This window comes from Streptomyces sp. NPDC002896, assembly GCF_040295225.1.
Taxonomy (GTDB): domain Bacteria; phylum Actinomycetota; class Actinomycetes; order Streptomycetales; family Streptomycetaceae; genus Streptomyces.
Genome location: NZ_JBEOVA010000004.1, coordinates 466735 through 492021, shown reverse-complemented (window position 1 = coordinate 492021; position 25287 = coordinate 466735). Strand labels below are relative to the sequence as shown.

At 70.7% G+C, this 25287-nt stretch carries 28 protein-coding genes; 17 read left to right on the top strand and 11 right to left on the bottom strand.

The window, feature by feature from the left end:
• The first annotated feature begins 117 nt into the window (after positions 1-117).
• Positions 118-918: a CPBP family intramembrane glutamic endopeptidase gene (locus tag ABT009_RS09380; protein WP_351291265.1), complete on the top strand. Its 801-nt coding sequence runs from the start codon at positions 118-120 to the stop codon at positions 916-918.
• A gap of 103 nt (positions 919-1021) precedes the next feature.
• On the opposite strand, the gene ABT009_RS09375 is transcribed toward ABT009_RS09380, so the two are convergent.
• Positions 1022-1831, bottom strand: a complete 810-nt coding sequence (locus ABT009_RS09375; protein ID WP_351291263.1) for a PhzF family phenazine biosynthesis protein — start codon at positions 1829-1831, stop codon at positions 1022-1024.
• Positions 1832-2077: 246 nt separating this feature from the next.
• Complete coding sequence (locus tag ABT009_RS09370; RefSeq protein ID WP_351291261.1) at positions 2078-2710, bottom strand: TetR/AcrR family transcriptional regulator; 633 nt, start codon at positions 2708-2710, stop codon at positions 2078-2080.
• A 149-nt stretch (positions 2711-2859) separates the two neighbouring features.
• Here ABT009_RS09370 and ABT009_RS09365 point away from each other — a divergent pair, with 149 nt between their 5' ends.
• The 3 genes from ABT009_RS09365 (at position 2860) to ABT009_RS09355 (ending at position 5792) form a co-directional block, all read left to right on the top strand.
• Positions 2860-3600, top strand: coding sequence for an SDR family NAD(P)-dependent oxidoreductase (locus ABT009_RS09365; RefSeq protein ID WP_351291259.1), 741 nt, complete (start codon positions 2860-2862; stop codon positions 3598-3600).
• 194 nt (positions 3601-3794) lie between these two features.
• Positions 3795-4475: a DsbA family oxidoreductase gene (locus ABT009_RS09360; RefSeq protein WP_351291257.1), complete on the top strand. Its 681-nt coding sequence runs from the start codon at positions 3795-3797 to the stop codon at positions 4473-4475.
• Positions 4476-5153: 678 nt separating this feature from the next.
• Positions 5154-5792: a PadR family transcriptional regulator gene (locus ABT009_RS09355; RefSeq protein WP_351291255.1), complete on the top strand. Its 639-nt coding sequence runs from the start codon at positions 5154-5156 to the stop codon at positions 5790-5792.
• Between the two features lie 125 nt (positions 5793-5917).
• Here ABT009_RS09355 and ABT009_RS09350 read toward each other — a convergent pair whose 3' ends face one another.
• Positions 5918-6346: a type II toxin-antitoxin system Rv0910 family toxin gene (locus tag ABT009_RS09350; protein ID WP_351291253.1), complete on the bottom strand. Its 429-nt coding sequence runs from the start codon at positions 6344-6346 to the stop codon at positions 5918-5920.
• Between the two features lie 294 nt (positions 6347-6640).
• Between ABT009_RS09350 and ABT009_RS09345 the strand changes: the two genes are divergently transcribed.
• Entirely contained in the window at positions 6641-7180 is a 540-nt protein-coding gene (locus ABT009_RS09345) for a Clp protease N-terminal domain-containing protein (RefSeq protein ID WP_351291251.1), read from the top strand.
• A 120-nt stretch (positions 7181-7300) separates the two neighbouring features.
• Positions 7301-8374, top strand: coding sequence for an EamA family transporter (locus ABT009_RS09340; RefSeq protein WP_502989839.1), 1074 nt, complete (start codon positions 7301-7303; stop codon positions 8372-8374).
• 19 nt (positions 8375-8393) lie between these two features.
• On the opposite strand, the gene ABT009_RS09335 is transcribed toward ABT009_RS09340, so the two are convergent.
• The gene (locus ABT009_RS09335) at positions 8394-9077 is read right to left on the bottom strand and encodes an FMN-binding negative transcriptional regulator (protein WP_351291247.1); all 684 of its coding nucleotides are present in this window, start codon (positions 9075-9077) and stop codon (positions 8394-8396) included.
• A complete protein-coding gene (locus tag ABT009_RS09330) occupies positions 9077-9739 on the bottom strand; it encodes a pyridoxamine 5'-phosphate oxidase family protein (RefSeq protein WP_351291245.1) in 663 nt (220 codons plus the stop codon). The genes ABT009_RS09335 and ABT009_RS09330 overlap by 1 nt, the downstream gene beginning before the upstream one ends.
• A gap of 99 nt (positions 9740-9838) precedes the next feature.
• Here ABT009_RS09330 and ABT009_RS09325 point away from each other — a divergent pair, with 99 nt between their 5' ends.
• Complete coding sequence (locus ABT009_RS09325) at positions 9839-11170, top strand: aminotransferase class I/II-fold pyridoxal phosphate-dependent enzyme (RefSeq protein ID WP_351291243.1); 1332 nt, start codon at positions 9839-9841, stop codon at positions 11168-11170.
• A gap of 96 nt (positions 11171-11266) precedes the next feature.
• Here the strand turns inward: ABT009_RS09325 and ABT009_RS09320 are convergent, their stop codons facing one another.
• Positions 11267-12262: a DMT family transporter gene (locus ABT009_RS09320; RefSeq protein WP_351291241.1), complete on the bottom strand. Its 996-nt coding sequence runs from the start codon at positions 12260-12262 to the stop codon at positions 11267-11269.
• A 75-nt stretch (positions 12263-12337) separates the two neighbouring features.
• On the opposite strand from ABT009_RS09320, the gene ABT009_RS09315 reads away from it, so the two are divergent.
• The gene (locus ABT009_RS09315) at positions 12338-13240 is read left to right on the top strand and encodes a LysR family transcriptional regulator (RefSeq protein WP_351291239.1); all 903 of its coding nucleotides are present in this window, start codon (positions 12338-12340) and stop codon (positions 13238-13240) included.
• 477 nt (positions 13241-13717) lie between these two features.
• Here the strand turns inward: ABT009_RS09315 and ABT009_RS09310 are convergent, their stop codons facing one another.
• Entirely contained in the window at positions 13718-14188 is a 471-nt protein-coding gene (locus ABT009_RS09310; RefSeq protein ID WP_351291237.1) for a pyridoxamine 5'-phosphate oxidase family protein, read from the bottom strand.
• 169 nt (positions 14189-14357) lie between these two features.
• On the opposite strand from ABT009_RS09310, the gene ABT009_RS09305 reads away from it, so the two are divergent.
• Complete coding sequence (locus tag ABT009_RS09305; protein ID WP_351291235.1) at positions 14358-15002, top strand: cysteine hydrolase family protein; 645 nt, start codon at positions 14358-14360, stop codon at positions 15000-15002.
• Positions 15003-15025: 23 nt separating this feature from the next.
• On the opposite strand, the gene ABT009_RS09300 is transcribed toward ABT009_RS09305, so the two are convergent.
• The gene (locus ABT009_RS09300; protein ID WP_351291233.1) at positions 15026-15505 is read right to left on the bottom strand and encodes a Rieske (2Fe-2S) protein; all 480 of its coding nucleotides are present in this window, start codon (positions 15503-15505) and stop codon (positions 15026-15028) included.
• Between the two features lie 180 nt (positions 15506-15685).
• On the opposite strand from ABT009_RS09300, the gene ABT009_RS09295 reads away from it, so the two are divergent.
• The 7 genes from ABT009_RS09295 to ABT009_RS09265 all read left to right on the top strand — a co-directional run bounded on the left by ABT009_RS09295 (position 15686) and on the right by ABT009_RS09265 (position 22029).
• On the top strand, positions 15686-16543 hold the full coding sequence (locus ABT009_RS09295; protein ID WP_351291231.1) for a HipA family kinase: 858 nt from the start codon (positions 15686-15688) through the stop codon (positions 16541-16543).
• Positions 16544-16548: 5 nt separating this feature from the next.
• Entirely contained in the window at positions 16549-16932 is a 384-nt protein-coding gene (locus ABT009_RS09290) for a DUF3037 domain-containing protein (protein ID WP_351291351.1), read from the top strand.
• Between the two features lie 221 nt (positions 16933-17153).
• Positions 17154-17915, top strand: a complete 762-nt coding sequence (gene fabG, locus ABT009_RS09285; protein ID WP_351291229.1) for a 3-oxoacyl-ACP reductase FabG — start codon at positions 17154-17156, stop codon at positions 17913-17915.
• Positions 17916-17934: 19 nt separating this feature from the next.
• Entirely contained in the window at positions 17935-18690 is a 756-nt protein-coding gene (locus ABT009_RS09280; RefSeq protein WP_351291227.1) for an SDR family oxidoreductase, read from the top strand.
• 162 nt (positions 18691-18852) lie between these two features.
• Positions 18853-20433, top strand: coding sequence for an ABC transporter substrate-binding protein (locus ABT009_RS09275; RefSeq protein ID WP_351291225.1), 1581 nt, complete (start codon positions 18853-18855; stop codon positions 20431-20433).
• Between the two features lie 194 nt (positions 20434-20627).
• Positions 20628-21311 (top strand): uracil-DNA glycosylase, encoded by a 684-nt coding sequence (ung, locus tag ABT009_RS09270; protein WP_351291223.1) that lies wholly within the window; start codon positions 20628-20630, stop codon positions 21309-21311.
• A 118-nt stretch (positions 21312-21429) separates the two neighbouring features.
• Positions 21430-22029, top strand: a complete 600-nt coding sequence (locus ABT009_RS09265; protein ID WP_351291221.1) for a hypothetical protein — start codon at positions 21430-21432, stop codon at positions 22027-22029.
• Positions 22030-22051: 22 nt separating this feature from the next.
• Here ABT009_RS09265 and ABT009_RS09260 read toward each other — a convergent pair whose 3' ends face one another.
• From ABT009_RS09260 to ABT009_RS09250, 3 genes are all read right to left on the bottom strand, one after another.
• The gene (locus ABT009_RS09260; protein WP_351291219.1) at positions 22052-22522 is read right to left on the bottom strand and encodes a hypothetical protein; all 471 of its coding nucleotides are present in this window, start codon (positions 22520-22522) and stop codon (positions 22052-22054) included.
• A 192-nt stretch (positions 22523-22714) separates the two neighbouring features.
• Positions 22715-23233: a DinB family protein gene (locus ABT009_RS09255; RefSeq protein WP_351291217.1), complete on the bottom strand. Its 519-nt coding sequence runs from the start codon at positions 23231-23233 to the stop codon at positions 22715-22717.
• 130 nt (positions 23234-23363) lie between these two features.
• Positions 23364-23960, bottom strand: a complete 597-nt coding sequence (locus ABT009_RS09250; RefSeq protein WP_351291215.1) for a TetR/AcrR family transcriptional regulator — start codon at positions 23958-23960, stop codon at positions 23364-23366.
• 111 nt (positions 23961-24071) lie between these two features.
• Between ABT009_RS09250 and ABT009_RS09245 the strand changes: the two genes are divergently transcribed.
• On the top strand, positions 24072-25286 hold the full coding sequence (locus tag ABT009_RS09245; RefSeq protein WP_351291213.1) for an FAD-dependent monooxygenase: 1215 nt from the start codon (positions 24072-24074) through the stop codon (positions 25284-25286).
• Position 25287: the final 1 nt, after the last annotated feature.

Sequence of the window (25287 nt, the reverse complement as noted above, 5' to 3'; positions counted from 1 at the left end):
GTACGCCTCCACAGCGTCCGTCCCCCCGGCCGGTCGCGCACGATCTTCGTACCTGCTTTCGAGACCCTAGCGGGACGACGGTGGCCATGAGGCGGGATTAGTCAACTGGAGGCAGGAGTGCAGGCGGAGGCGGAACCGGTGGCCGGTTCTTTTCCGGAGGAGCGGCTCTCACGGCGGATTTTCCGGGACGAGACGCTTCTCGTTCTGGGGCTTTCGCTCGGTGCGAGCGGTGTGTCCGCACTGATCAGCTTTGTCGGTTCGGTCACCAAGCCGGGCGGCCTGAAGGACCAGGCGGCCACGATGAACGCCTCGGCGGCCCCGGGCCGCCCGTGGCTTGATCTCGCCTGGCAGCTGTTCGGCATCGCGACCGCGCTGGTGCCTGTGGCGCTGGTCGCGCACTTCCTGCTGCGGGAGCGTGCGGGGTTGCGCACGATCGGCTTCGACCGCTCCCGGCCCTGGACCGATCTGGGGCGCGGCGCCGTGGTCGCCGCGGTGATCGGCAGTACGGGAATCGCCTTCTACCTGGCGGCACGCGGCCTCGGGTTCAACCTGACGGTGGTGCCGGAGGCGCTGCCCGGCGTGTGGTGGAAGTACCCCGTGCTCATCCTGGCGGCGATCCAGAACGCCGTCCTGGAGGAAGTGATCGTGGTCGGCTATCTGCTGCGCCGGCTCGGCCAGTTGGGGTGGACGCCCGTCGCCGCGCTGGTGGGCAGCTCGGTGCTGCGTGGCTCGTACCACCTCTACCAGGGCGTCGGCGGGTTCGTCGGCAACATGGCGATGGGCGTCGTCTTCGTGCTCCTGTACCGGCGATGGGGCCGGGTGGGACCGCTGGTGGTCGCCCACTCGCTGCTCGACATCGGGGCGTTCGTCGGGTACGCGCTGCTGGCCGGGAAGGTGGGGTGGCTGCCCACGGCGTGACCGCGTGACGGCATGACTTGCTGCGTGACGTGCCGCGTGGGAGCGTACGGAGTTGCTCGTACGCCCCCACAGTGCGGTCAGGCGCCTGTTGTGCCAGGTGCCGTCAGGCGAAGAGCTCGCCCTCGATGACCGTGACCGCGCGGCCGGTCAGCAGCGTGCGGTCGCCCTGAACCTCTGTACGGACCAGGCCGGAGCGGGCCGAGGCCTGCAGGCCCGTGAGTTCTGTACGGCCCAGGCGCTCGGACCAGAAGGGTGCGAGTGCCGTGTGCGCACTGCCCGTGACAGGGTCCTCGTCGATGCCGACACGCGGGAAGAAGCAGCGCGAGACGAAGTCGTAGCCGCGGGCCGGGTCTTCGGCGCGGGCGGTCGCGATGATGCCGCGCTCCGAGTGCGCGACCAGGGCCTTGAGATCGGGGGCGAGCGCGAGGACCGCCTTTTCGTCGGCCAGCTCGACGAGTAGGTCGCCGATGTGGGGCCCGGTGTCGTGCGCGGAGAGCGGCTGGGCACCCAGGGCGGCCGCAACCCCTTCCGGGATGTCCACCTGCGTGAGCGGGGCGGTGGGAAAGTCCAGCGTGATGCTGCCGTCCGCGTGCGTGGTCGCGGCGAGGACGCCGCTGCGGGTGGCGAAGCGCACCGTGCCCTCGGCGGCGCCGGTGGTGTGCAGGACGTGGGCGGTGGCCAGCGTCGCATGGCCGCACAGGTCGACCTCGGTGGCGGGCGTGAACCAGCGCAGTGCCCAGTCGGCCTCGCCGCCCTCGGGCAGCGGGTGCGCGAACGCGGTCTCCGCGTGGTTGACCTCGGTGGCCACCTGCTGGAGCCACTCGGCGTCCGGGAATTCCTCCAGGAGCACGACTCCGGCCGGGTTGCCGCCGAAGGGGCGGTCGGTGAAGGCATCGACGATTCGAATCCGCATGGAGGCGACGTTAGGGGCGTCCGGCAGCCGGAGGCCAAGGCCAATCGCGGGAACCTGGCCCCTTCGTGTGCCGGTCGTGCCAGTCGGGGTGAGACTTTCAGAGAGTGCCGGCCCGCACTCGCGGGGCGTTCATCGCCGAGCCGGGTCCCCGGCCTTCGGCTGGCTCGCAACCGGGTGTCACGGAGGGGTTTCGTGCATGGCGGACTGGAACCTGCCGGCCGCCCCTCCCTGCCGCGTCCGTGCTTGCTATGGCGTGCGGGCGAGCCTGCCCATCACGTCGTACATCTGTTGCCGGGTCAGCGGATCGACGGGCAGCGGCCCCTGTGCGGCTTGTGTGCGCAGACCGTCGAGCAGGAAGGCGACACCGCGTCGCCAGGCGTCGGGCGCGACGTCCGCGGCCGCGCGGGCGAGCAGAGCGTTGGCGCCGAGGACGAACAGGAGGTCCTCGCCGGTGAAGTCCGGGCGGAGGGTGCCGGCCTGCTGGGCGCGTTCGATGATCCGCGTGGCGGCGTCCTGTGCCCGGCCGCAGACGGTCATCAGGCGCTCAGCGCCCGGGTAGCGTCCGCTGACCACGTCGGCGACCGCGGGATCGGCGGCCTGTAGTTCGCAGAGCTTCTCGATGTAGTACGCGAACCCCTCCCAGGCGTCCTCGAAGGCCAGGGCGTGCTCGGCGACTTCGTCGAGGCGGCCCGCGGCCAGGTCGGTCACGACTTCGTCGATGAGCGCTTCGCGGGTGCCGAAGAGGTTGTAGAGGGTGCCGTGGCTCACGCCGGCCCGGCGGGCGATCTCCTTCAGGGACACCTGGAGGCCGCGCTCCTGGAAGAGCTCGGCAGCGGCTGCCCGCAGTTTCTCCGCGTTTCGTCGCGCGTCGGCCCGCATTTGGTCGTCCCTCCTGGCCCTGGCGTTGCGGCCTCCATGGTCGCACTCTCGGAGAACATCAATTTGACCCTATGGTCAAGTTACATGCTACTGTCGAGGAAGTAAGTTGACCTATGGGTCAAGATTATTTGCCGGCAAGGAGCAGTCCCATGTCCAAAGTGATCGCCGTCTTCGGTGCCGGTACCGGTCTCGGTGTATCCGTGGCCCGCCGCTTCGGGCGCGAGGGTTTCCGGGTCGCCCTGGTGGCCCGCCGCAAGGACCGGCTGGACGCCCTCGTCGAGCAGCTCGCCGACGAAGGCATCGAGGCAGTCGCCTTCTCCGCCGACCTTTCCAAGCCCGCCGAGGTGCCCGCTCTCGTCGAGGCGATCCGTGACCGCTTCGGCCGGATCGACGTGGTCGAGTACGGGCCGATCAGCGGCGACCAGGGCTTCACGGCGGCCTCCGAGCTGGACGCGGCCACGCTGGAGGGCCTGTCCCCGCTGCTGCTGCTCACCCCGGTCGAGGTGGTCCAGGCCGTGCTGCCGGAGTGGACCGAGCGCGGCGACGGTACCTTCCTGCTGACGCAGGGCTACTCGGCGGCGCAGCCGATGCCCCACCTCAGCGGCGTGGGCCCGGTGATGTCCGCCGCACGCAACTACCTGTACTCCCTCAACGCCGAGCTGGCCGGCACGGGGGTCTACGCCGGCACCCTGACCATCGGGGCCTCGATCGCCCGCAGCGAGATGGGCGAGGCGGCCGCGGCCCAGATCGAGGCCGAGTCGGGCGACGGCCCGCGGTTGCCGGTCGTCGACCCGGACGACCTCGCCGAGCACTACTGGGACATGTACATCAAGCGGGACCGCGTCGAGCAGTTCCACCCGGAGTCGCTGACACCGCAGGCCGCCGCGTAACCCTCTCCGGAAAGAGGTACGTCGAACATGACATCAAGTCAGAACACCGTCTCGGTGCAGGCGGGCGATACGGTCGCTCGGCACATTCCTGATCGGGCCGACCAGCCTGAAGCGACCGAGGTGCGTCCCGTATTCGTGATGCTCGCGTCGGACGACAGCGTGGGCGTGTGCGCAGTGGACGGGGGGTGCTCCTGATGAGCGCATACGAGCACCCGGAGGGCCGGTTCGTCGTCGATGTGTGGAGCGACGTCATGTGCCCGTTCTGCTACATCGGCGACACGCTGCTCGCGCAGGCCGTGGAGAGATTTCCCCACGGCTCCGACGTCGAGATCCGGTATCACAGCTACCAGTTGATGCCGCATCTGCCGACCGACCATGCCGTCGACCTCAATGAACTGCTGGCGAACGAGCGAGGTTTCCCCAAGGCGCAGGCCAAGGCGATGAACGCCCAGGTCTCTGCCCGTGCCGCCCAGATCGGGCTGGACTTCCGCCTCGACTCCGCCATCGCGACCAACACACGCGCCGCCCACCGGCTGATCCACTGGGCCGGGAGCCGGGGCCGTCAGCACGACATGGTCCAGCGGCTCTTCCGCGCCTACCTCACCGACGGCCTCAATGTCGGCGACCACGACGTCCTCGCCGGCCTGGCCGCGGAGATCGGCCTCGACCGGACCGCCGCCCGTGAGGCGCTGGACAGCGGCGCGTTCGACGCCGACGTCGATGCCGATGTACGGCAGGCCGGACAACTCGGCATCGGCGGAGTTCCGTTCTTCGTCTTCGACGGGCAGTACGCCGTGTCCGGCGCCCAGCCGGTCGAGGCGTTCCTGCAGGCGCTCGACCTCGCATGGAAGGGCAAATTCGCCAAGAGCGCATGAGAAAGGGCTGCATATCAAGGCGACGCCTGTCACCCGCCGCTTGACCCTGAGGTCGAGCGGCGCTTGGCGCTCGCGTTCCCGCACGGTGCCTTCTACCGTGCCCGCCCCCACCGCCCTCACCGTCGTGCACCTGCCGTCGTTCGGAGGCCGGGCACACCGATCCGTGTTAGCTGGACCCCGCCACTACGGTGACCTGATCGACGACACCTCAGGCCCGCGTGCCCGCACTCGCCCAGCGCGCGACCGGCGGGACGACCAGCGGGCGCACCGAGGCGAATGCACCGGCTACGGCAGAACACCGACCTACGCCGCACCCTGCAGCTGTGCGAGGAGATCATCCGGCAGCTCGCCCTCGAAAACGAAGCCCTGCGCCGGGGCGCCACTGTCCTCCCGATGCCCGCCCGCCCGGCCCCGACGCTCCGGTGCCGAGTTCCCCGGTGGTCTGTACGCGTCCGCCTGATGGGCGTACGGCCGGTCTGACCGGGATGATCGCGCGAGCCTGATGTCCGTACGCGGTGACGCCGTGAGTACCGGTTCCGTTGGTGTCGTCTCTCGCTGAAAAGTGACAACTCTCGCTGAAGGTCTCACGGGGATCGCGAAAGAAGGCATTGTCATCCGAGCGATTCCGATATATCGTTGACGCATCGCGACCGATCAACGATGGAAGGAGCGATTGCGATGCGTTCCCATGGATACGAACATGGACATGCACACGGAAAGGGGCCGTTGGGTCCCGGCCATCACGGTCGGGGCGGCTTCGAAGGGCGTCGGGCCGCTTTCGGCCCGTTCGGCCCGGGCGGTTTCGGCCCCGGCTTCGGCCCAGGTGGACCCTGGGGCGGGCGTGGCGGCCGAGGCGGGCCGGGAGGTCCGAGGGGCAGGGCGCGGCGCGGTGACGTCCGCGCGTCGATTCTCGCCCTGCTCAAGGACCGTCCGATGCACGGCTACGAGATGATCCGGGAGATCGGCGAGCGGAGTGGAGGGGCGTGGAAGCCCAGCCCCGGGTCGGTGTACCCGACGCTCCAGCTGCTCGAGGACGAAGGCCTGATCGTCAGCGCGGACGAGGGCGGCAAGAAGCTGTTCTCACTCACCGAGTCGGGTCGCGCAGCGGCCGACGAGGGCCCCGAGGCGCCCTGGGAAGAGGCCGGGCGCGGGGTCGACTGGGAAGCGCTGAACGAGATCCGGCAGGCCGGCTTCGGTCTGATGGAGGCGTTCGGGCAGGTCTGGAAGACCGGCACCAAGGAGCAGCGCGAGAAGGCGCTCTCCGTGATCAACGAGTCCCGCAAGAAGCTGTACCTGATCCTGGCCGACGAGGACTGAGGCCACTGATGTCGACGCCTGACGGGCGTACGGCGTGAAGGCGCCCCGCACTGCGCAGTGCGGGGCGCCTTCACGTAGCCGATGGTGTGCCGGTTCGGGCGTGCCCGATGGTGTGCCGGTTCGGCTCAGGTCACCAGTCCGCCCAGCTTGCGCAGTGACTCGTTCAGCGCGGCCGTTGCGGAGTCCTTGAGTTTGCCGGCCATCAGCGACACGGCAGCCCCGGTGAACTCCCCGTCGATGCGGACCTTCGTGGCGTCACCGTCGGGCGTCAGCGAGTAGCGCGTGGAGACGTTGACGGCCATCGGTCCCTTGCCCTGGATGGCCAGGGTCCGGGCCGTCTCCAGCTCCGCGATGGTCCAGAGCACCTCGGCGGGGAAGCCCATCAGCTTCATGTTCTCCTCGAACGTGCCGCCCACCTCCAGTACGGCCGGGCCGCCCTTCGGGAAGCTCGTGTGCGTGGCGTTCCACTCGCCGTAGGAGGAGAAGTCGGTGAGCTGCGCCCAGACCTTCTCGGCAGGCGCCTCGATGCGTGCTTCCACGCTGACTTCGGCCATGCGACCACCCCATCTCGTCGTGCGCTGCGCCCGGCGCAGCAACGGTGTCGCGGAACGTAGCCGCAGGGCCTGGAACATTCAATACTGATGAACCGTCAGAAAATTTGTGGACGCGTCGAGGCGGGGTTGCCTCGGGAGAGTCGAGGCGAGGCGGCGCGCCCCCCGATCCGGGAAAACGGCGCGATCTCATCCGTAAGGAGGAGAACCCGCTCATGTTTGCCCAACCTGTGTTGGACGCGAAAATGCTTCCCACCGCGGATGCCATGGGCCGCAGAGGCTGATGGGGTGGGAGACGTGCAACCTCGAATCCCCCTCCAGGCCGTGGACCGCGGCCCGAACCGTGCCGAGCCCGACGCCGGACTCAGCGCGGAGCTGGCCTCGGTGGTCGCGGGTGCGCGGCGACGGGCGGTGCGGGACGGGGACCGGCAGATCGACACCGCGCATCTGCTGCACACCCTGCTGGAGTCCGACCCGGATGTGCGGGCGGTCTTCGAAGGGGAAGCGCAGGTCGCGCGGCTGCTCGGCTATCTCGTGCAGCGCAGCATCGGGTACGGACTGCGATGGCAGAGCACCGTCGAGGACTCCGGTGCCCTGCCCGTCGTAGCGGGTGCGGGCTGGTCTCCCGCGGCGGCCACCGCCATGGACGCGACCCGAGAGCGCGCCCGGCTCCGCGGCGAGTCACAGGCGCGCGGCGTCGATCTCCTGGCGGCGCTGGCCGCGGACCCCGATTGCCGCGCGGTCGAGGTGCTGGGGCGGGCCGGGGTCGACGCCGGGCGGTTGCTTCTGCGTATCGAGTCGGAATGTGAGTGCGTCGGCGGTGCCGAGGGGGGCTGATGACGGCGCTGAGAGCGGGCATCGAACGGGAGCCCGGCCGCGGCGGCAGCCGCCGGGCCGGGTCCATCGATTGAGACAGGTGTCAATGGGGGTGACGGTCATGACGGCGCCTGCCATGATGTGCCGGTGCATGCGTCTCAGGGGATTCAGGTCAACCACGGAAGGGGCGTCGGCTTGGGCCTCGCCCTCGCGTCGGCGCTCGCCTTCGGCGGTTCGGGGGTCGCGGCCAAACCGCTGATCGAAGCGGGTCTCGACCCGTTGCACGTGGTCTGGCTCAGGGCGACGGGTGCCGCCCTCGTGATGCTGCCCGTCGCCTGGCGCCACCGCTCCCTGGTGCGCCGGCGCCCCGCTCTGCTGGCCGGGTTCGGGCTGCTCGGTGTCGCCGGTGTGCAGGCCTGCTACTTCGCCGCGATATCCCGTATCCCTGTCGGAGTCGCGCTGCTCGTCGAGTATCTGGCCCCGGCGCTGCTGCTCGGCTGGGTGCGTTTCGTGCAGCGGCGGCCGGTGACCCGGGCCGCCGCGCTCGGTGTCGTCCTCGCGGTCGGCGGCCTCGCCTGCGTCGTCGAGGTGTGGTCGGGTCTGGGCTTCGACGCGGTCGGCTTGTTGCTCGCCCTGTGTGCGGCCTGCTGCCAGGTGGGTTACTTCGTCCTGTCCGACCAGGGCAGCGACGCGGGCGACGAGGCGCCGGACCCGCTCGGCGTCATCGCTTACGGACTGCTGGTCGGCGCCGCGCTGTTGACGGTCGTCGCGCGCCCCTGGGGCATGGACTGGTCAGTGCTAGCCGGAACCGCGCACATGGATGGCACACCGGTCGCGGCGTATCTGCTGCTCGGTTGGCTCGTCCTCGTCGCGACCGTTGTCGCCTACGTCACGGGCGTGCTGTCCGTGCGCAGGCTCTCCCCGCAGGTTGCGGGCGTCGTGGCCTGCCTCGAGGCGGTCGTCGCCACCCTCTTCGCCTGGGTCATGCTCGGCGAACACCTGTCGACGCCGCAGATCTTCGGCGGGGCCGTGGTGCTGGTCGGCGCGTTCATCGCACAGTCGTCGACCCCGGCGAAGCCCTCGGCGGAGCCGGTCGCGGGCGCGCTGCCGGGCGCCGAGGGGACCTCGGCCGGTGAGGGCGAGCCAGGCGGACGACGTGACCAGGGCGAACACGACGTGGCCACTGGACTGTCGGCGCGCGGTGGCCCCGCATAAGGGCCATCACGCACCACGGTCACGCCGGGCGTCTGCGCAGGTGATGGGCCCTGGCCTCGGCGTCCCGCGGACCCGACCGCTCCGCGAGGCCCGCTGCGATCCGGTCCTGCACCGCTTCCGGCTTCTGGCTCGCGTACTTGAACTTCGCCCGGACGTCCGTCACTTCGAGGCGCAGCCCGCGGATCCCGGAGAGCAGGCGACCGTACGGAGCGGCCCCCACGGCGGCGCCGGGGGAGCCGACATCCGGCTGGAAGTGGGTCGACTGCCGGTTCAGCAGCTCGGCCTTCTCGTGCGGGTCGTCCACGACGGCGGCGGAGCACCGGAGCTGGACCGCGGCGTAGAAGCTGGTGGGGACGCCGTGCTCGGGCGGCGTGTCCTCCGGGGCCTGCCACGGGCCCGGTACGAACACGTAGTCGTCCACCACGCTCAGCAGCACCTCGGGATGCGACTCCAGGGCCGGCCAGAGCGGGTTGTGGCGCGAGAGATGGGCGATCACATCGCCGCGCGGGCCGCGCCCGGCGGCGTCGTAGACGGATGGGGTCTCCCCTGCTCGAACGCAGTTGAGAACTTGGGGAAGCATGGGCTGGACGTGGGGCGGGTCGCCGGGCAGGCCGTTGACCGCGAGCTGCCCGAAGTCGTGGGCGGCGAGCCAGTGCTGCCATTCGGCGTCGTCGCGCGGTGCGTCCCAGGGGTGGATCAGCATCACAGACCGGCCAGGTAGGCGGGGATCTCCACGGAGCTGTCCAGGTCCTCCGAGGGAATGACGGGGTCATAGCCCTTGCGCAGGGGCACCACGCCCGCCCAGTGGGGAAGGTCCAGGTCCTCCGGCTCGTCGTTGGGGCCGCCGGTGCGCACCTTCGAGGAGACCTCCTCGAGGTCGAGGCGCAGCACCGCGGTCGCCGCGAGCTCCTTCGCGTTGGCGGGGCGCGAGTCGGCGGCGCGACCGGGCACGACGTGGTCGACGAGCGCGTCCAGGGCGGTACGCAGTTCCTCGGGGTCGGTGACCTGGTGGGCCACGCCGTGCACCACCACGGAGCGGTAGTTGATCGAGTGGTGGAACGCGGACCGTGCGAGGACCAGCCCGTCGACATGGGTCACGGTGAGGCACACGGGAAGTCCCGGATCGGCCTGACCGGCCATCCGCAGCGGCCGCGAGCCGGTCGAACCGTGCACGTACAGTCGCTCGCCCACCCGGCCGTACAGGGTCGGCAGGACGACCGGAGCACCATCGCGTACGAATCCGAGATGGCAGACGTAGGCCTCGTCGAGTATCGAGTGCACCAGCGCGCGGTCGTACGACGCGCGCTTGCGGCCCCGGGTGGGGATGGTGCGCTCGGTCGTGGCGTAGGCGGTCTGGTCCGGCATGGCTCGTCTCCTTGCGGTGCTGCGGTGCTGCGGGCTTGGTGCTGGCTGGTCCGTGAACGGGCTTGCCTGCCGCGATTGCACTAGTGCATACTCGGCTTTGTGCTAGGAGAGTATCGGATCATTGGTCGTCGCGCAGCTGAGATTGCTGGCAGCATCGAGCGTGCGGTGGGTTCCGGGGACCTGGAGCCGGGTCAACTCCTGCCACCTATGCGGGAGTTGGCGCAGCAGCTGGGGGTCAATCCGAATACGGTGGCGGCCGCCTATCGCACGCTGCGCGAACGCGGCGTCATCGAGACGGCGGGGCGACGCGGCAGCCGTATCCGCCCCAAGCCGGCCACCACGGCGCGCGGCCGGAACCGTGTCGACGTGCCGCCGGGGGTGCGGGACGCGTCCAACGGCAACCCGGACCCCGCGCTGCTGCCACCACTCGCCGACGCGTTCGCGGCGGCCGCGGCGCAGGGGGACGGGCACCCGGTGCTCTACGGACAGGCTGCCGTCGATCCGGAACTCGCCCGCCATGCGCGCGTGGCCTTCGACGCGGACGGCGTGCCCGACGGTCCCCTCGCCGTCACCTCCGGGGCGCTCGACGCGATCGAGCGAGTGCTCGCCGCGCACCTCAAGCCCGGGGACGCGGTCGCCGTGGAGGACCCGGGCTGGGGCAGCATGCTCGATCTCGTACCCGCGCTCGGCCTGCGTACGGCCCCCGTCGGTGTCGACGACGACGGGCCGCTGCCGGACGAGGTGCAGCAGGCGCTGCTCGGCGGTGTGCGCGCTGTCGTCGTCACGGCCCGTGCGCAGAACCCCACCGGCGCCGCCGTGAGTGCCGCACGCGCGCGTGCCCTGCGCAAAGTCCTCGCCGCGCACCGAGAGGTGCTGCTGATCGAGGACGACCACGGGCACGGCATCGTCGACCTGCCCCTCCACCCCCTCGCCGGTGCCACGCACAGCTGGGCGTTCGTCCGCTCGACCGCCAAGGCGTACGGGCCCGATCTGCGCCTCGCCGTACTCACCGGCGATCCGCTCACCGTCGACCGCGTACTGGGCAGACAGCGGCTCGGCCCCGGCTGGGTGAGCCGTCTGCTGCAGCGTGCCGTCGTGCACCTTTGGACCGGGGGAGCGGTCGACGAGGCGGCGGTCGCCGCTTCCTACGGGCGGCGCCGCGACGCGCTGATCGCCGCCCTTGCCGAGCGGGGCATCGAGGCGCACGGACGCAGCGGTATGAACGTGTGGGTGCCGGTGCCGGACGAGACGGGGGTGGTGGCGCGCCTGCTGCACGCCGGGTGGGCCGTCGCGCCGGGGGCGCGCTTCCGCATGAGCGCACCGCCCGGCGTCCGCATCACCGTCTCGGCGCTCGCCGCCGAGGACGTCGGGCCGGTGGCCGACGCCGTCGCATCCGCCGTCGGCCCGGCTCCGGCGCGGCGGTACGACTGACGGGGCCGGTCTCAGCGCAGTACGCCTGCGGGTCCGGTCCGGCCCAGTCCGGACCGGGCCGGACCGGCCGGTGCGCGCGGAACGACGGTTGCGCTCCTACGTCCGTATGCGGGCCCTCGGCTGGGTCAGTGCCGCGCCCGCCAGGACGATGACCGCGCCGACCGGTGTCGACCACGACAGGGACTCCCCGAGCGCGGCGACGCCTGCTGCCGTGGCGATGACGGGAACGAAGTACGTGACCATCTGGGCCGTCGTCGGGCCGACCTCGGCGACCAGGCCGTACTGGATGAGGAAGGCGAGGCCGGTGCCGAGGACGCCCAGTGCCGCGATCGCGAGCAGCGGGATCACCGCGAGGTGTGTCGGCAGTGTCGTGAAGACAGGGGTCACCACGGTCAGTTGGAGTGTCGCGAGCAGGAGCTGCGCGCCCGTGAGTGACAGGTTGGAGTGGCCCGACCCGGCGAGCGTGCGGCGCACGTAGATCCAGCCGATCGCGTAGCTCAGCGACGCCACGAGCGCCATCGCCGTGCCGGCGAAGTCCAGACCGCTGAAGCCCTGCCAGGCGCCCAGCACCGTCAGCACGCCGATGAAGCCGATCCCGAGCCCGGCGACCCGGCGCCGCGTCGGGCGGTCCTCGGAGAGGGCGACCAGCGACAGCGCCATGCCCCACAGCGGTGTCGTGGCGTTGCAGATCCCGGCGAGCGTCGACGGAATGGTCAGCTCCGAGAACGCGAACAGCGAGAACGGCAGGGCGTTGAGCAGAAACGCCGCCACCATGAGGTGCCCCCAGGTACGCGCTCCGCGCGGCAGACGCTCCCGCTTGACGACAAGCGTGACCGCGAGCACCGCTGTCCCGAAGAGCAGCCGCCCCAGGGTCACCTGCAGCGGCGCGTACCCGTGTGTGCCCACCTTGATGAGCAGGAAGCTGAAGCCCCAGACGAGTGACAGCACGCCGAAACGGATCCGCCAGTCGAGCCCGGGGCGGCGCTGTGGGATGGCGGGCGAGGCGGCCCCCGCGGGCGGGGCGGTGGCGGGCGGGGCGGCGGTCGGTGCCGCGGCGCTGCGGGACCCGTGAGGGCGAGTGACGGTGCTCATGGCCGTCACGATGTCGCAGCACGACCTCTTAGCACAAGCGAGATTTCTTTCCGGGTATCGCGTAGCATTGCTTACATGTTGAACCTGGAGCGCCTGCGCACCCTCGACGCCCTGGCCCGGCACGGCTCCGTCAGCGGCGCCGCGGCGGGGCTGCACGTCACGACCTCGGCCGTCTCCCAGCAGATGTCCAAGCTCGAGCGCGAGGTCGGGCAGCAGCTCCTCGCCAAGAACGGCCGGGGTATCCGCCTCACCGACGCCGGCCGCCTGCTCGCCGACCATGCGGCGCGCATCCTCTCCCAGGTCGAGCTCGCCCAGTCCGACCTGGAGGCGCAGCGCGGCCAGGTCGTGGGCGAGCTGCGGATATCGGCGTTTCCGACGGCCGCACGGGGGCTCTTTCCCGCGGCCCTCGCCGCGCTGCGTGCCGAGCATCCCGGACTGCGCGTGCGCACCCAGGAGCTGGAGCCCGAGGCAGGGGTGGCGGGGGTGGTCCGCGGCGACGTCGACATGGCGGTCGTCCTCGACTGGTACAACAAGCCGCTGCCGCTGGCCGACGGGCTGGTCAAGGCGTCGCTCCTCGACGACCCGGCCGACGTCGCGATGCCCGTCTCGCATCCCCTCGCCGACCGCCACGAGGTGGACCTCGACGAGTTCGCCGACGACGACTGGATCACCTGGGCGGAAGGGGAGTTCTGCCACGAGTGGCTGATGTTCACCCTGCGCGCCAAGGGCGTAGAGCCGCGCATCGCCCATCGAGCCGAGGAGCACCACACACAGCTGGCGCTCGTGGCGGCCGGGCTGGGCGTGTGCGTCGCCCCCCGGCTGGGCCGCGACCCGGTGCCCGAAGGGGTGCGGACGGTGCCGGTCCGACAGCGCGTGCGGCGGCACATCTACGCCGTGTGGCGCGCCGACGCCGACCGCCGGCCGTCGATCAGGGCGTCGGTGAGGGCGCTGCAGGCCGCGGGGGCGGCGGTCGGATGACGTGCGGGGGCTTGGCGCCTCGGCGGGGGCGGCGCTTGGTTGACGTGCGGGGCTTGGCGCCTCGGCAAGGCAACCTTGTCCGGCGCGGGGTGCGCTTGGCCTCCGGGCGGGCTCCGGGCTGGGTGCTGTCCGGCGTTGGGGGGAGCGGCCGCGTACCGGCTCCGTGCTTGCCGGACCTGACGAGCTGGATGGGGCCGGACTGGATTGGCGTCGGCCCGCGGCTTCTCGGCAGCCGCGGACGAACCGGCCCAAGTGAGCACAGCACTCTGTAGGTCCGGCGTCGCGCCTTGTGCCGGGGCGACCAGGGCCGCAGTCGGGGGCTTGGCCCCGCGGCAGGACTGTGCTCGTCCGGCGAGGGCAGTGTGGCCGGGCGCGCGGGCCGGTGGCCTGGGTCCGCGCACGCCGGCGGTGCGGAACCAGGCGAAAGAGGCGCCGCGCTCGGCGCGGTGCGGCGCCCATCGCCCACCGCACGTTCGGCTACTGCGCCGCCAGCTTGCGGAAGTCCCAGGACGCGATCGCCTTCGGTGTCAGCCGGAGCCACCCGTGTCTGCCGTCGTGCGGCATCTGGTCCATGCCGAAGTTCTTCCGCGCGAAGAGCTGCTCGGGAGTCTCGAGTTCGGGGACCTGCTCCTCGCCGGTGCGGGGTATCTCGCCGATGAACTCGACGCTGCCGGTCAGTTCGACGCCGCGCAGCTCGCCGTACTCCTCTCCCGCGTCGACGACGACGGCTATCCGCGGATCGTTCCGCAAGTCGGCCCAGCGTTTGCTGCGTGTGATCGAGTACAGCCACAGTGACGTGCCGTCCCACGCGAACCAGAGCGTGCTCAGATGCGGGGCGCCGTCCGGCGAGACGGTGGCCACCCGGCAGGTCCGCTGTGTGGACAGGAATTCGTCGAGCTCGTCCGGTGTCATCATGATCCTGCGGCCCCGGCGCTGTGTGACGGCCATGTGACTGCCCCTTCTGCAGTATCGACTCGAACGAAGACATCGAGTCGACTCGACGACGACCCTGACATCGAGTCAAAGAAGCATGTTCCGTCTTCCGTCCCTACGCAATGGTGGCTACTCTCGCCCGCCCGGACGCCGACCACAGCAAAGCCCTCACCCCGGGGAAGCCATGCCGTCATACGCAGAGCTCAGTGCACTCCTCGCCCCCGCGCACACCGTGCTCCTCACGGTCGAGTGCCAGCAGGGCGTCGTAGGCACGGACAGCGCGCTGCCCGAACTCGCCAGGGAGGCGCGTACGTCGGGGGCACTCGCCAACATCGGGCGCCTCGTCGACGCCGCCCACGAGACCGGCGTACAGGTGATGCACGCCATCGCAGAGCGGCGCCCCGACGGACGGGGCGCCAACAGCAACGCCCGGCTCTTCCGGGCCGCGGACCGGCTGCCCGTACAGCAGCTCTCGGGCACGAGCGCGGTTCGCGTCGCGGAACCCGTCCAGGTGGCCGAGGCGGACCTCGTCGTACGACGGCTGCACGGCCTGTCGCCCCTCGCCGGGACCGACGTGGATCCGCTGCTGCGCAACCTCGGCTGCCGGACCCTGGTCGTGACGGGAGTCTCGGCGAACGTCGCGATCCCCAACGCCGTCTTCGACGCGGTCAATCTCGGCTACACGGCCGTCGTGCCGGCCGACGCCATCGCGGGGGTGCCCTCCGACTACACCCCCGCGATGATCCGCAACACGCTCGCCCTGGTCGCCACGGTCACGACGACCGGCGACATCCTCGGGTCCTGGAAACGCGTCCGTCGCGCCCGGTGACAGGGCCCGGTGACCGCGGCCGGCTAAACCAGCCGGATCTCCTCGTCGGACACCTCGATCTTCATCGCGGCGAGCGGCTGCGTGGCCGGGGCCTGCTTCACGCTGCCGTCCTCGATGGAGAACTTGCTGTTGTGACAAGGGCAGTTGATCGTGCCGCCGGACACGCTCGTCACGGGGCACTGCTGATGGGTGCAGATGTTCGTGAAGGCCTTGAACTTGCCCTCGGTCGGCTGCGTCACGACGACCTTCTCGTCACTGAAGATCTTGCCGCCGCCCACCGGAATGTCCGAGGTCTTGGCGAGGACCGTCCCCGCGGCACCCCCGCCGGCCGCCGAGGAGGACCCCGACGTCTCGGTGGCCGGCGTGGACTCGGTGGACCCCGTGCTCTCGGAGTCGTCCGAGCTGCCGCACGCGGCCAGCGCGGCGGTCAGTCCGGCTGCGCCCACCGCGGCGACGACGGTCCGGCGGGACGGCTTGGGGACAGACCCCTGCGAAACGGTCATTGCTGGGTTCCTTCCATGGTGGTGCTGGGCGTTCTGCGATCTCTTACCGAATCTCATACGCGCCGGGGTGGCACGTGGTTCAACTGTTCCATCTGTCTCTTCGGGCGCAGAGCAACCCCGGCCGGACGTGGCGGCAAGCAGGTGATCGAAAGCGTATGCGCCCGGCAGTAGCCTGGGGCAATGCTCACAGAAGTGACAGCAATTCGATATATCACTCCGTTGCGGGAGGGCGGATCGCTCCCCGGCCTCGTCGAGGCCGACGGCGGCAGCGGCACCTTCGGCACGTACGTGATGAAGTTCATCGGCGCCGGCCAGGGCCGCAAGACGCTCGTCGCGGAAGTGATCTGCGGAACGCTCGCCCGGCGACTGGGGCTGCGCGTGCCGCCGCTTGTGGGCATCCGGCTCGACCCCGTGCTCGGCCTGGGCGAGCCCGACTCAGAGGTACAGGAGCTGCTGAAGTCCAGCGGCGGCCTCAACCTCGGGATGGACTATCTGTCGGGCTCCATCGGCTTCGACTCCCTGGCATATCGGGTGGATCCGCTCGAAGCCGGGCGCATAGTGTGGTTCGACGCGCTGGTGGGCAACGTGGACCGCTCGTGGCGCAACCCCAATCTCCTGGTGTGGCACGGAGACCTGTGGCTCATCGACCACGGCGCGACCATGATCTGGCACCACAACTGGCCGGCGGCCGGGTCCGCGGCCGTCAGGCCTTACGACGCGTCCGACCACGCTCTCGCACCCTTCGGGCCGGACATCGCGGCCGCGGCCGCCGAACTCGCCCCGCGCGTCACGGAAGAGCTCCTCACCGAGGTGGTCGCCGACGTCCCCGACGAGTGGCTCACCGGCGAGGCCGGCTTCGACAGCGCGGACCACGTGCGCCGCGCGTATGTGTCGGCCCTGCTGCCGCGGGCTGCATCGGTGCACGAGCGGATCACCCTCGGTGCAGCCGCCGAGCGACCGGGCGCGCCGGCACCGGGCTGGGTCACCTCCGACGCGTCCTCGCGGAATGCGTCCTCAGGGAAGGGCGAGGCGGCATGACGGACGTGACCGGCCGGGACGTGTTCGAGTACGCGGTGCTGCGCGTCGTACCGCGCGTGGAGCGCGGAGAGCAGTTCAACGCGGGGGTCGTGGTCTACTGCCGCGCCAAGTCCTTCGTGGCCGCCCGCACCCATCTCGACGAGCGAAAACTGGCGGCGCTGGACCCGGACGCTGACGTCACCGGCGTACGGGCAGCGCTGCGCGCCGTGGAGGGCGTCTGCCGCGGAGGCGAGGCGGCCGGCCAGGCCGCGGGCGACGACGCAGGACGGCGCTTCCGCTGGCTGATCGCGCCGCGCTCCACCGTCGTACAGCCGGGCCCGGTGCACACCGGGCTCACCGCGGACCCCGGGGCTGAAGTGGAGCGGTTGCTCGACCTGCTGGTGCGCTGAGCGTCGCTGATCGACTGCAGAGCGGCGAGGTAATCCGTCACAGGTGGCCGGGGCGCCGTTGACACCGAGTGCCAGGGCTTCTAGCGTCACGTCTGCTGAAGGTACTAAGCGGTTGCTCACCCAATGGGCGTACCGTCAGGAGCCGCATCCAGCACTGTCCGGGCTTTCGAGCCTCCGGGCTCCCAGGCCTCAAGGCTTTCCAAGGGCGAGGAGAACCAAGCATGTCCACCACCGAGCAGCGTGTCGCCGTGGTCACCGGGGCCGCGCGCGGCATCGGCGCCGCGACCGCCGTACGACTGGCCGCCGAGGGCCGCGCCGTCGCCGTGATCGACCTCGACGAGGCCGCGTGCAAGGACACCGTGGAGCAGATCACCGCCGCCGGCGGCAAGGCCATCGCGGTCGGCTGCGACGTCTCCGACGAGGCCCAGGTGGAGGCCGCCGTCGCGCGCATCGCCGAGGAGCTCGGCGCCCCGACGGTCCTGGTGAACAACGCGGGCGTGCTCCGCGACAACCTGCTGTTCAAGATGAGCGTCTCCGACTGGGACACCGTCATGAACGTGCACCTGCGCGGTTCCTTCCTGATGGCGAAGGCCTGCCAGAAGCACATGGTCGACGCCGGCTTCGGCCGCATCGTCAACCTGTCCTCCTCCTCCGCCCTGGGCAACCGCGGCCAGGCCAACTACTCGGCCGCCAAGGCCGGCCTGCAGGGCCTCACCAAGACCCTCGCCATCGAACTCGGCAAGTTCGGCATCACCGCCAACGCCGTCGCCCCCGGCTTCATCGCCACCGAGATGACCAAGGCCACCGCCGAGCGCGTCAAGATGGACTTCGAGGAGTTCAAGACCGCGGCCGCCTCGCAGATCCCGGTGCAGCGCGTCGGCGAGCCGGAGGACATCGCCAACGCCGTCGCCTTCTTCACTGGCGAGGCGGCCGGCTTCGTCTCCGGCCAGGTCCTGTACGTGGCCGGCGGCCCGCTCAACTGACCACGGAGAGCCACCGATCATGACTGTGCAGGACAGCGGCAAGGTCGCCCTCATCACGGGTGCCAGCCGCGGCATCGGCTACGGGATCGCCGAGGCGCTCGTAGCCCGCGGCGACCGGGTGTGCATCACCGGCCGCGGCGAGGAGGCGCTGAAGGAGGCCGTCGAGAAGCTCGGCGCCGACCGCGTCATCGGCGTCGCCGGCAAGGCCCACGACGTGGCCCACCAGGCGGCCGCCGTCGAGCGCACCATGGAGGCCTTCGGCCGGGTCGACTACCTGGTGAACAACGCCGGTACCAACCCGGTCTTCGGGCCCATGGCCGAGCTCGACCTCGACGTGGCGCGCAAGGTATACGAAACCAACGTCCTCTCGGCGCTCGGCTTCGCCCAGCAGACCTGGAAGGCCTGGCAGAAGGACAACGGCGGCGCGATCGTCAACGTCGCCTCCGTGGCCGGCATCTCCGCGTCCCCCTTCATCGGCGCGTACGGCATGAGCAAGGCCGCCATGGTGAACCTGACCCTGCAGCTGGCGCACGAGTTCGCGCCGAAGGTGAGGGTCAACGCGATCGCCCCGGCCGTGGTGAAGACCAAGTTCGCCACGGCCCTGTACGAGGGGCGCGAGGCGGAGGCGGCCGCCGCCTACCCGCTGGGGCGGCTCGGGGTGCCCGAGGACATCGCCGGCGCGGCCGCGTTCCTCGCCTCCGACCAGGCGGGCTGGATCACCGGACAGACCCTCGTGATCGACGGCGGCATCTTCCTGAACGCCGGCGTCGGGTGATGAGGGCCGCGTAACACGACCGCATCACAAAGGCCGTATAACGGAGCGACGCCTCAGTTGTGACGTCGCCCCCTCGTGCCCCGCTGGGACGCCCGGATGGCCCGGCGGGGCACTGCGGTATGGTCTGCCGACTCATGGCATGGCTGATCGAGGAGCGTGCGCGTGTTCTACCGGATCAAATCTCTGCGGTATGTGGCGGCGGCGGCCTCCATATCCCTGCTCGCCGGGTGTGGTCTGGTGTCCTCCGGCGACGACGGGGACCAGAAGAAGATCGTCGTGGGAACGACCAGTGCCCCCAGCACGCTGGATCCGGCGGCCTCCTGGGACGGCTCATGGGAACTCTTCCGGAACATCTACCAAACTCTGCTGAGCTACCCCTCCGGGGCGTCGGAGCCCGAGCCGGACGCCGCCGAGAGCTGTGCGTTCACCGACGCCTCGAACCGCACGTACCGCTGCACGCTGCGCTCCGGCATGAAGTTCTCCAACGGGGACACCCTCGACGCCAAGGCCGTCAAGCACTCCATCGACCGGATCCTGAAGATCGACCTGGCGGGCGGCCCGGCCGGTCTGCTCGGCAGCCTCGACAACGTCGAGACGCAGGGTGACCGGGACGTCATCTTCGAGCTCAACAAGCCCGACACCACCTTCCCGTTCGTCCTGGCCACCCCTGCCATGTCGATCGTCGACCCCGCCGAGTACCCGGCGAACGCGCTCCGCAAGGACGGCCAGGTCACCGGCTCGGGTCCGTACACCCTCGAGGCGTACGAGGACGGCAAGGAGGCGGATCTCGCCAAGAACGCGAACTACAAGGGGCTGGCCGACCGGAAGAACAGCGCCGTCACCATCCGCTACTTCCAGGACTCGAGCAAGATGTTCGACGCCCTCAAGAAGAAGCAGATCGATGTGATCCTGCGTGGTCTCGCGGCCGAGGACGTCGTCGAACTCCAGACCCATGCCGCTGCGGACGACCTCCAGCTCATCGAGGGCGCCGGCATGGAGATCAGCTACCTGGTCTTCAACCCCAAGGACCCATGGGCGCGGAAGCCGGCCGTCCGTAAGGCGATCGCCCAGCTCATCGACCGTGGCGCCATCGCGAACAAGATCTACAAGAACACGGTCGAACCGCTGTACTCGATGGTGCCCCGCGGGCTCGCCGGGCACACGACCGGCTTCTTCGACCACTTCGGCGAGCCCAGCGCCAAGAAGGCCAAGGACATCCTGACCGCGGCGGGCATCACCCAGAAGGTTCCGCTGACCCTCTGGTACACCACCGACCGCTACGGCTCCGCCACCGCCCCGGAGTTCCAGGAGATCAAGCGGCAGCTGAACGACTCCGGCCTGTTCGACGTCACGGTCAAGGGCCGCCCCTGGAAGAAGTACGTGGAGGGGTACAGCAAGGGCGAGTACCCGGTGTTCGGCCGTGGCTGGTTCCCGGACTTTCCCGACGCGGAGAACTTCATCGCTCCGTTCGTGGGTCAGGAGAACGCGCTCGGCACGCCGTACTCGACTCCGGAGATCACCAACGAGCTGCTGCCCGAGTCCCGCAGGGAGAGCGATCGTGGCGCGGTCGTCAAGCAGTTCGAACGGGCCCAGCAGATCCTCGTCGACGATGCGCGGCTGCTTCCGCTGTGGCAGGGCAAGCAGTACGTGGCGGCCAGCCAGGAGATCGCCGGCGCCGAGCGCGCCCTGGATCCGTCGACGATCATGATGATGTGGGAGCTGCAGCGCAAGACGAGCTGGTAGCCGAGGGCCTCGGTTCTTTTCCGCTGTTGACCGGGAGCTCGTGATCATGAGGTGATGGTCACGAGCTCCCGTGCACGCTCCCGTCGATCATGGGGGGCGACCTCGATTGTCAGTGGGCGCAGGTAGGTTCTGCGGTGTGGAAGCGGCCGTACGTCCTGCGGTCGCGAACTGACCGCACTACGGAGGATGTTGACGTGACCGACACCGCCATGCTGCCCGAGTCCTGGCGCGGCGTTCTCGGCGAGGAGCTCCAGAAGCCCTACTTCAAGGAGCTCGCCGACTTCGTCGAGGAGGAGCGTGCGAAGGGTCCCGTCTACCCGCCGCGTGAAGAGGTCTTCGCAGCGCTGAACGCGACGCCGTACGACCAGGTCAAGGTGCTGATCCTCGGCCAGGACCCGTATCACGGCGAGGGGCAGGGCCACGGCCTGTGCTTCTCCGTCCGGCCCGGTGTGCGGACGCCTCCGTCGCTGCGCAACATCTACAAGGAGATCCAGGAGGAGCTGGGTCACCCCGTTCCGGACAACGGATACCTCATGCCGTGGGCGCAGCAGGGCGTACTGCTGCTGAACGCGGTGCTGACGGTCCGCGCCGGGGAGGCCAACTCGCACAAGGGCAAGGGCTGGGAGAAGTTCACGGACGCGGTGATCCGCGCCGTGGCCGAGCGGCCCGACCCGGCCGTCTTCGTGCTGTGGGGGAACTACGCGCAGAAGAAGCTGCCGCTGATCGACGAGGCGCGGCACGTGGTGGTGAAGGGAGCGCATCCCTCACCGCTCTCGGCCCGGAAGTTCTTCGGCTCGCGTCCCTTCACGCAGATCAACGAGGCGGTGGCCGCGCAGGGGCACGACCCGATCGACTGGCGGATCCCGGATCTCGGCTGACGCCCGGCCCGGCCGACAGCCCACTTGCGACGCTGGCCGGTCCTGTCTCCGGCCCGGCCCCCGTCCACCGAGGCGCCGCGCCTGACCGGGATTGCCGGCGCCGGCCGATACCGTCGCGATGCGTGGGAACGATCGTCGTACGGGCGTGGAGGACGCGGTGGCGGAGCAGCAGGAGCAGGCGGCGGACGACGCCATGATGACCCGCATCGGGCAAGTGATCATGCTGCATCGGGGAGGTGACCGCGTGGAGGCGCGTGACCGCTTCCTCGGTCTCTGGTCGGAGATCGGCGAGGACGGCGACCCGCTCCACCGCTGCACCCTCGCCCACTACATGGCGGACACCCAGGACGACCCGGCGGACGAACTGGCCTGGGACCTGCGCGCACTGTCGGCCGCCGAGGAGCTGACGGACGGGCGGCTGGCCCGGCACCAACAGTCCCTTGCGGTGCGCGCCCTGTATCCCTCGCTGCATCTCAACCTGGCGGCCGACTACATCAAGCTCGGGCGGTCGGAGGCGGCGCGCACCCATCTGAGCCGAGCGCGCGGCGCGGTGGGTGCGCTGGGGGACGACACCTACGGGGACGGCATCCGGGCCGCCATCGGAAGGCTGGAGTTCAGGCTGGGCGATGGGGGAGGGGGAGCTGGCGGGGGAGGAGCCGACGGGGGCGCGGGGCCTTCGCGGGAAGGGCCGCTGGGGCCGCCGCGCCAGGAGCCGTAGCCACGTTGGAGCACGGGGCAGCTCAACCGCCGTACATGTGGCGGCAGGCGGCCTCCTGAGGGCTGTCCGGTTGCCAGCGGCCGTACTCCCTGCCGAGGTCACAGAAATCCATGTCCCACCGGCGGTCAGGCAGCGGCAGGGGCTCCGCGGGTCGCGGACGGAAACGAGGGGTCTTGGGGCGCGCCGACGGCGCCCGGTGGGAGCTGCGGGGCGCCGGTTCCGGTGACGCGGCGCCGGACGTGTGCGGGCCCGAGGACGGCGAGGCGCGGCGGGACGGCTCGATGAGCTCCAGCGCTTCACGGGCCGGCGCCTGCACGATCTGGGGCTCGGTCTTCTCGCCGGTAACCGGCTCCGGTGAGGCGAGGGGCGAAGGGGCCGTCGCGGGCTGCAGGCGGGGTGCGGAGGGGCGCTCCACGGTCACGCAGCCGGAGACCGCCGAGACCGCGGTGGCCGCCATCATCATCAGCAGCGCTGTCGTCGTCGTTCGATGCACCTGCGCAACTCTGCTGTGTGCCACCTCGCTTGGGGAGCGGACAAGCGGAGGTTGCTCCGCATGGGTGACGCCGCGTGACCTGGGCCGCCCTCCCCGATGGGCCGTGCACGCGACGCCCGTACCTCTTCGCCACCCGCCGCCGGCGTGGCTTCAGCCCCCGGTGCATCTCGTCGGCGGGGCCTGGCGCGCCCGTCAGTCGCCTGTCGCCCCGTCGATGCGTTCGCGCAGCAGGTCCGCGTGGCCGTTGTGGCGGGCGTACTCCTCGATCATGTGCACGTAGATCCACCGGAGGTTGAACGGTTCGCCGCTGCGGTGCTTGCCGGTGGCCAGATCGTCCAGCTCGTACTGCGCCGCCAGCGTGCGGGCCGCCTCGATCTCGGCCTGCCAGACCGGGAACGCCGCCTCACGGGTGTCGGACTCGGTGAGGTGGAACTCTCCGTCCAGGTCGGCCTCGCTGTAGTAGAGAGGCGGGGCTTCCTCGTTGGCCAGCACCCTGCGGAACCAGCCACGTTCGACGTCGGCCATGTGCCGGACGAGCCCGAGCAACGACAAGTCCGACGGCGGCACGGAGGCGCGCCTCAGCTGCTCGTCGTCGAGCCCTTCGCACTTCATCGCGAGAGTGGTGCGGTGGAACTCCAGCCATGCCTCGAGCATGGCGCGCTCACCTGCGGTCGTGGGCGTCTTGGTGCGGTGCGTGGACTGTGTGGTCATGGCCGCCATCCTTGCCGAACGCTCCTTGGACCACCACCAGTTATCCGACCACCGGTTGTCCGACCACCAGTTATCGGACGGCTGGTCGTCCGACCACCGCTTATCGGTCGGCTGGTTGCCCGACCGCCGGTTATCCGTCCAGCATTCCCTTCAGCAGCTCCCGGAAGCCCGCCCGCAGCTCCTCCAGGCTCGGCACCGACGCATGGAACGACCCCGCCACGCACGAGAACAGCAGTCCGTCGCACCACGCCACCACCGACAGCGTGTGGCGCTCCGGATCCGGCGAACCCGCCGCGCGTAGCAGCGCGGTGACCGGGTCCCGGAACTGCCGGCCCGTCGCGTCGTAGAAGGCGCGCAGCTCGGGCCTGCGGGTCGCCTCCAGCGCCAACTCGTACCGGGAGACCAGCAGATCGCGGTGGTCCGTCAGATAGCGGTGCAGTGCCAGCGCCAGTCCGTCGGTCAGAGACTGCAGGCCTGCCGCGGGATCGGGCAACTCGTCGGGCGTGAGGACCTGCGCCTCCCGCTCCGCCTGACGTCGTACGACCACCTCGAGGAGCGCCTGACGGGTGCGGGCGAGATTGGACGTCGAGCCCTGTGGGAGCCCGGCCGCCTCGTCCACCGCCCGGTGCGTGAGGCCGCGCAGACCGCGCGCGGCGAGCAGCGCGAGGGCGGTGTCGGCGATCAGTTCGGCGCGAGGGGAGCCGGGGGCGGCGGTGCGTACGGGCATGGCGACAACCTATCGCGCTCACTACGGATGTAGTACGGTCGAGGCGAGCAAGTCACTACAGGTGTAGTCAGCGGGTGTAGTCAGTGGCGACCGGAGCACCCTGGAGGAGACATGACCATGTCCCACGCCATCGTCATCGGCAGCGGTATCGGCGGGCTCACCGCCGCGGTCGCCCTGTACCAGCGCGGCTGGCAGGTCACCGTCCTGGAGCGTGCCGCCTCGCTCGAGCCGGTCGGGGCGGGGATCGCCCTCGCCCCCAACGCGCAGCGCGCCCTGGACGTCGTCGGCCTCGGAGACGAGATCCGCGCGCTCGCCGCCTGGCAGGGCGACGGCGGTATGCGCACGCCCGACGGCCGCTGGGTCTCCCGTACGAGCGCGGAGGCCGCGCGGGAGCGGTTCGGCGGCCCGATCGTCCTGCTCCACCGCGCGACCCTCGTCGACCGCATCGCCTCCCGGCTGCCCGAAGGTGTCATCCGCACAGCGGCACCCGCCGAACTCGCCGATCCCGGTGTCGCGGGCGGCCGCCGCGCCGTCGTCAGCACGCCGGACGGGGACCTGGAGGCCGACCTCGTCGTCGGCGCCGACGGCATCAACTCGGCTGTACGCGGCGCCCTCTTCCCGTCCCACCCGGGACCGTCGTACACCGGGCTCACCGCATGGCGGCTCCTCATCCCGGCCGACGCCGCCCCCGAGCAGCCCTTCGAGCTGCACGAGACCTGGGGCCGCGGCGCGCTCTGGGGCACGCAGCCGCTCAAGGACGGCCGGATCTACGCGTACGCCGCCGCCACGGCGCCCGTCGGCGACCATGCGCCGGACGGCGAACAGACCGAGTTGCTGCGCCGGTTCGGCGACTGGCACGACCCGATCCCGGCGATCATCGCCGCGGCGTCCGGCGGACCGGTCCTGCGCAACGACATCCACCACATGGCCACTCCGCTGCCCGCCTACCACCGGGGCAGGACAGCGCTCATCGGCGACGCAGCGCACGCCATGGCACCCACCCTCGGCCAGGGCGGCAACCAGGCCATCGAGGACGGCATCGTGCTCGCCCACCACACACCACCCGGCGGCGAACTGGGCGCCGGTCTGGCCGCCTACAGCGCCGAGCGGCTGCCGCGCACCTCCGCGATCGTCCGCAAGGCCGCCCAGGTCGCCCGGCTGCAGGCCGTCGACAGCCGCGCGGGTGTGGCCATGCGCACCGCGCTCATGTCCGCCGTCTCCCGGCTCGGGCCCGGGCTCGTCCTGCGCACCTTCGACGGCATCGCCGACTGGCGGCCGCCGCAGCAGCCGTATGCTTCCGGAACACGTGACCGGGTTCGCACCTGAC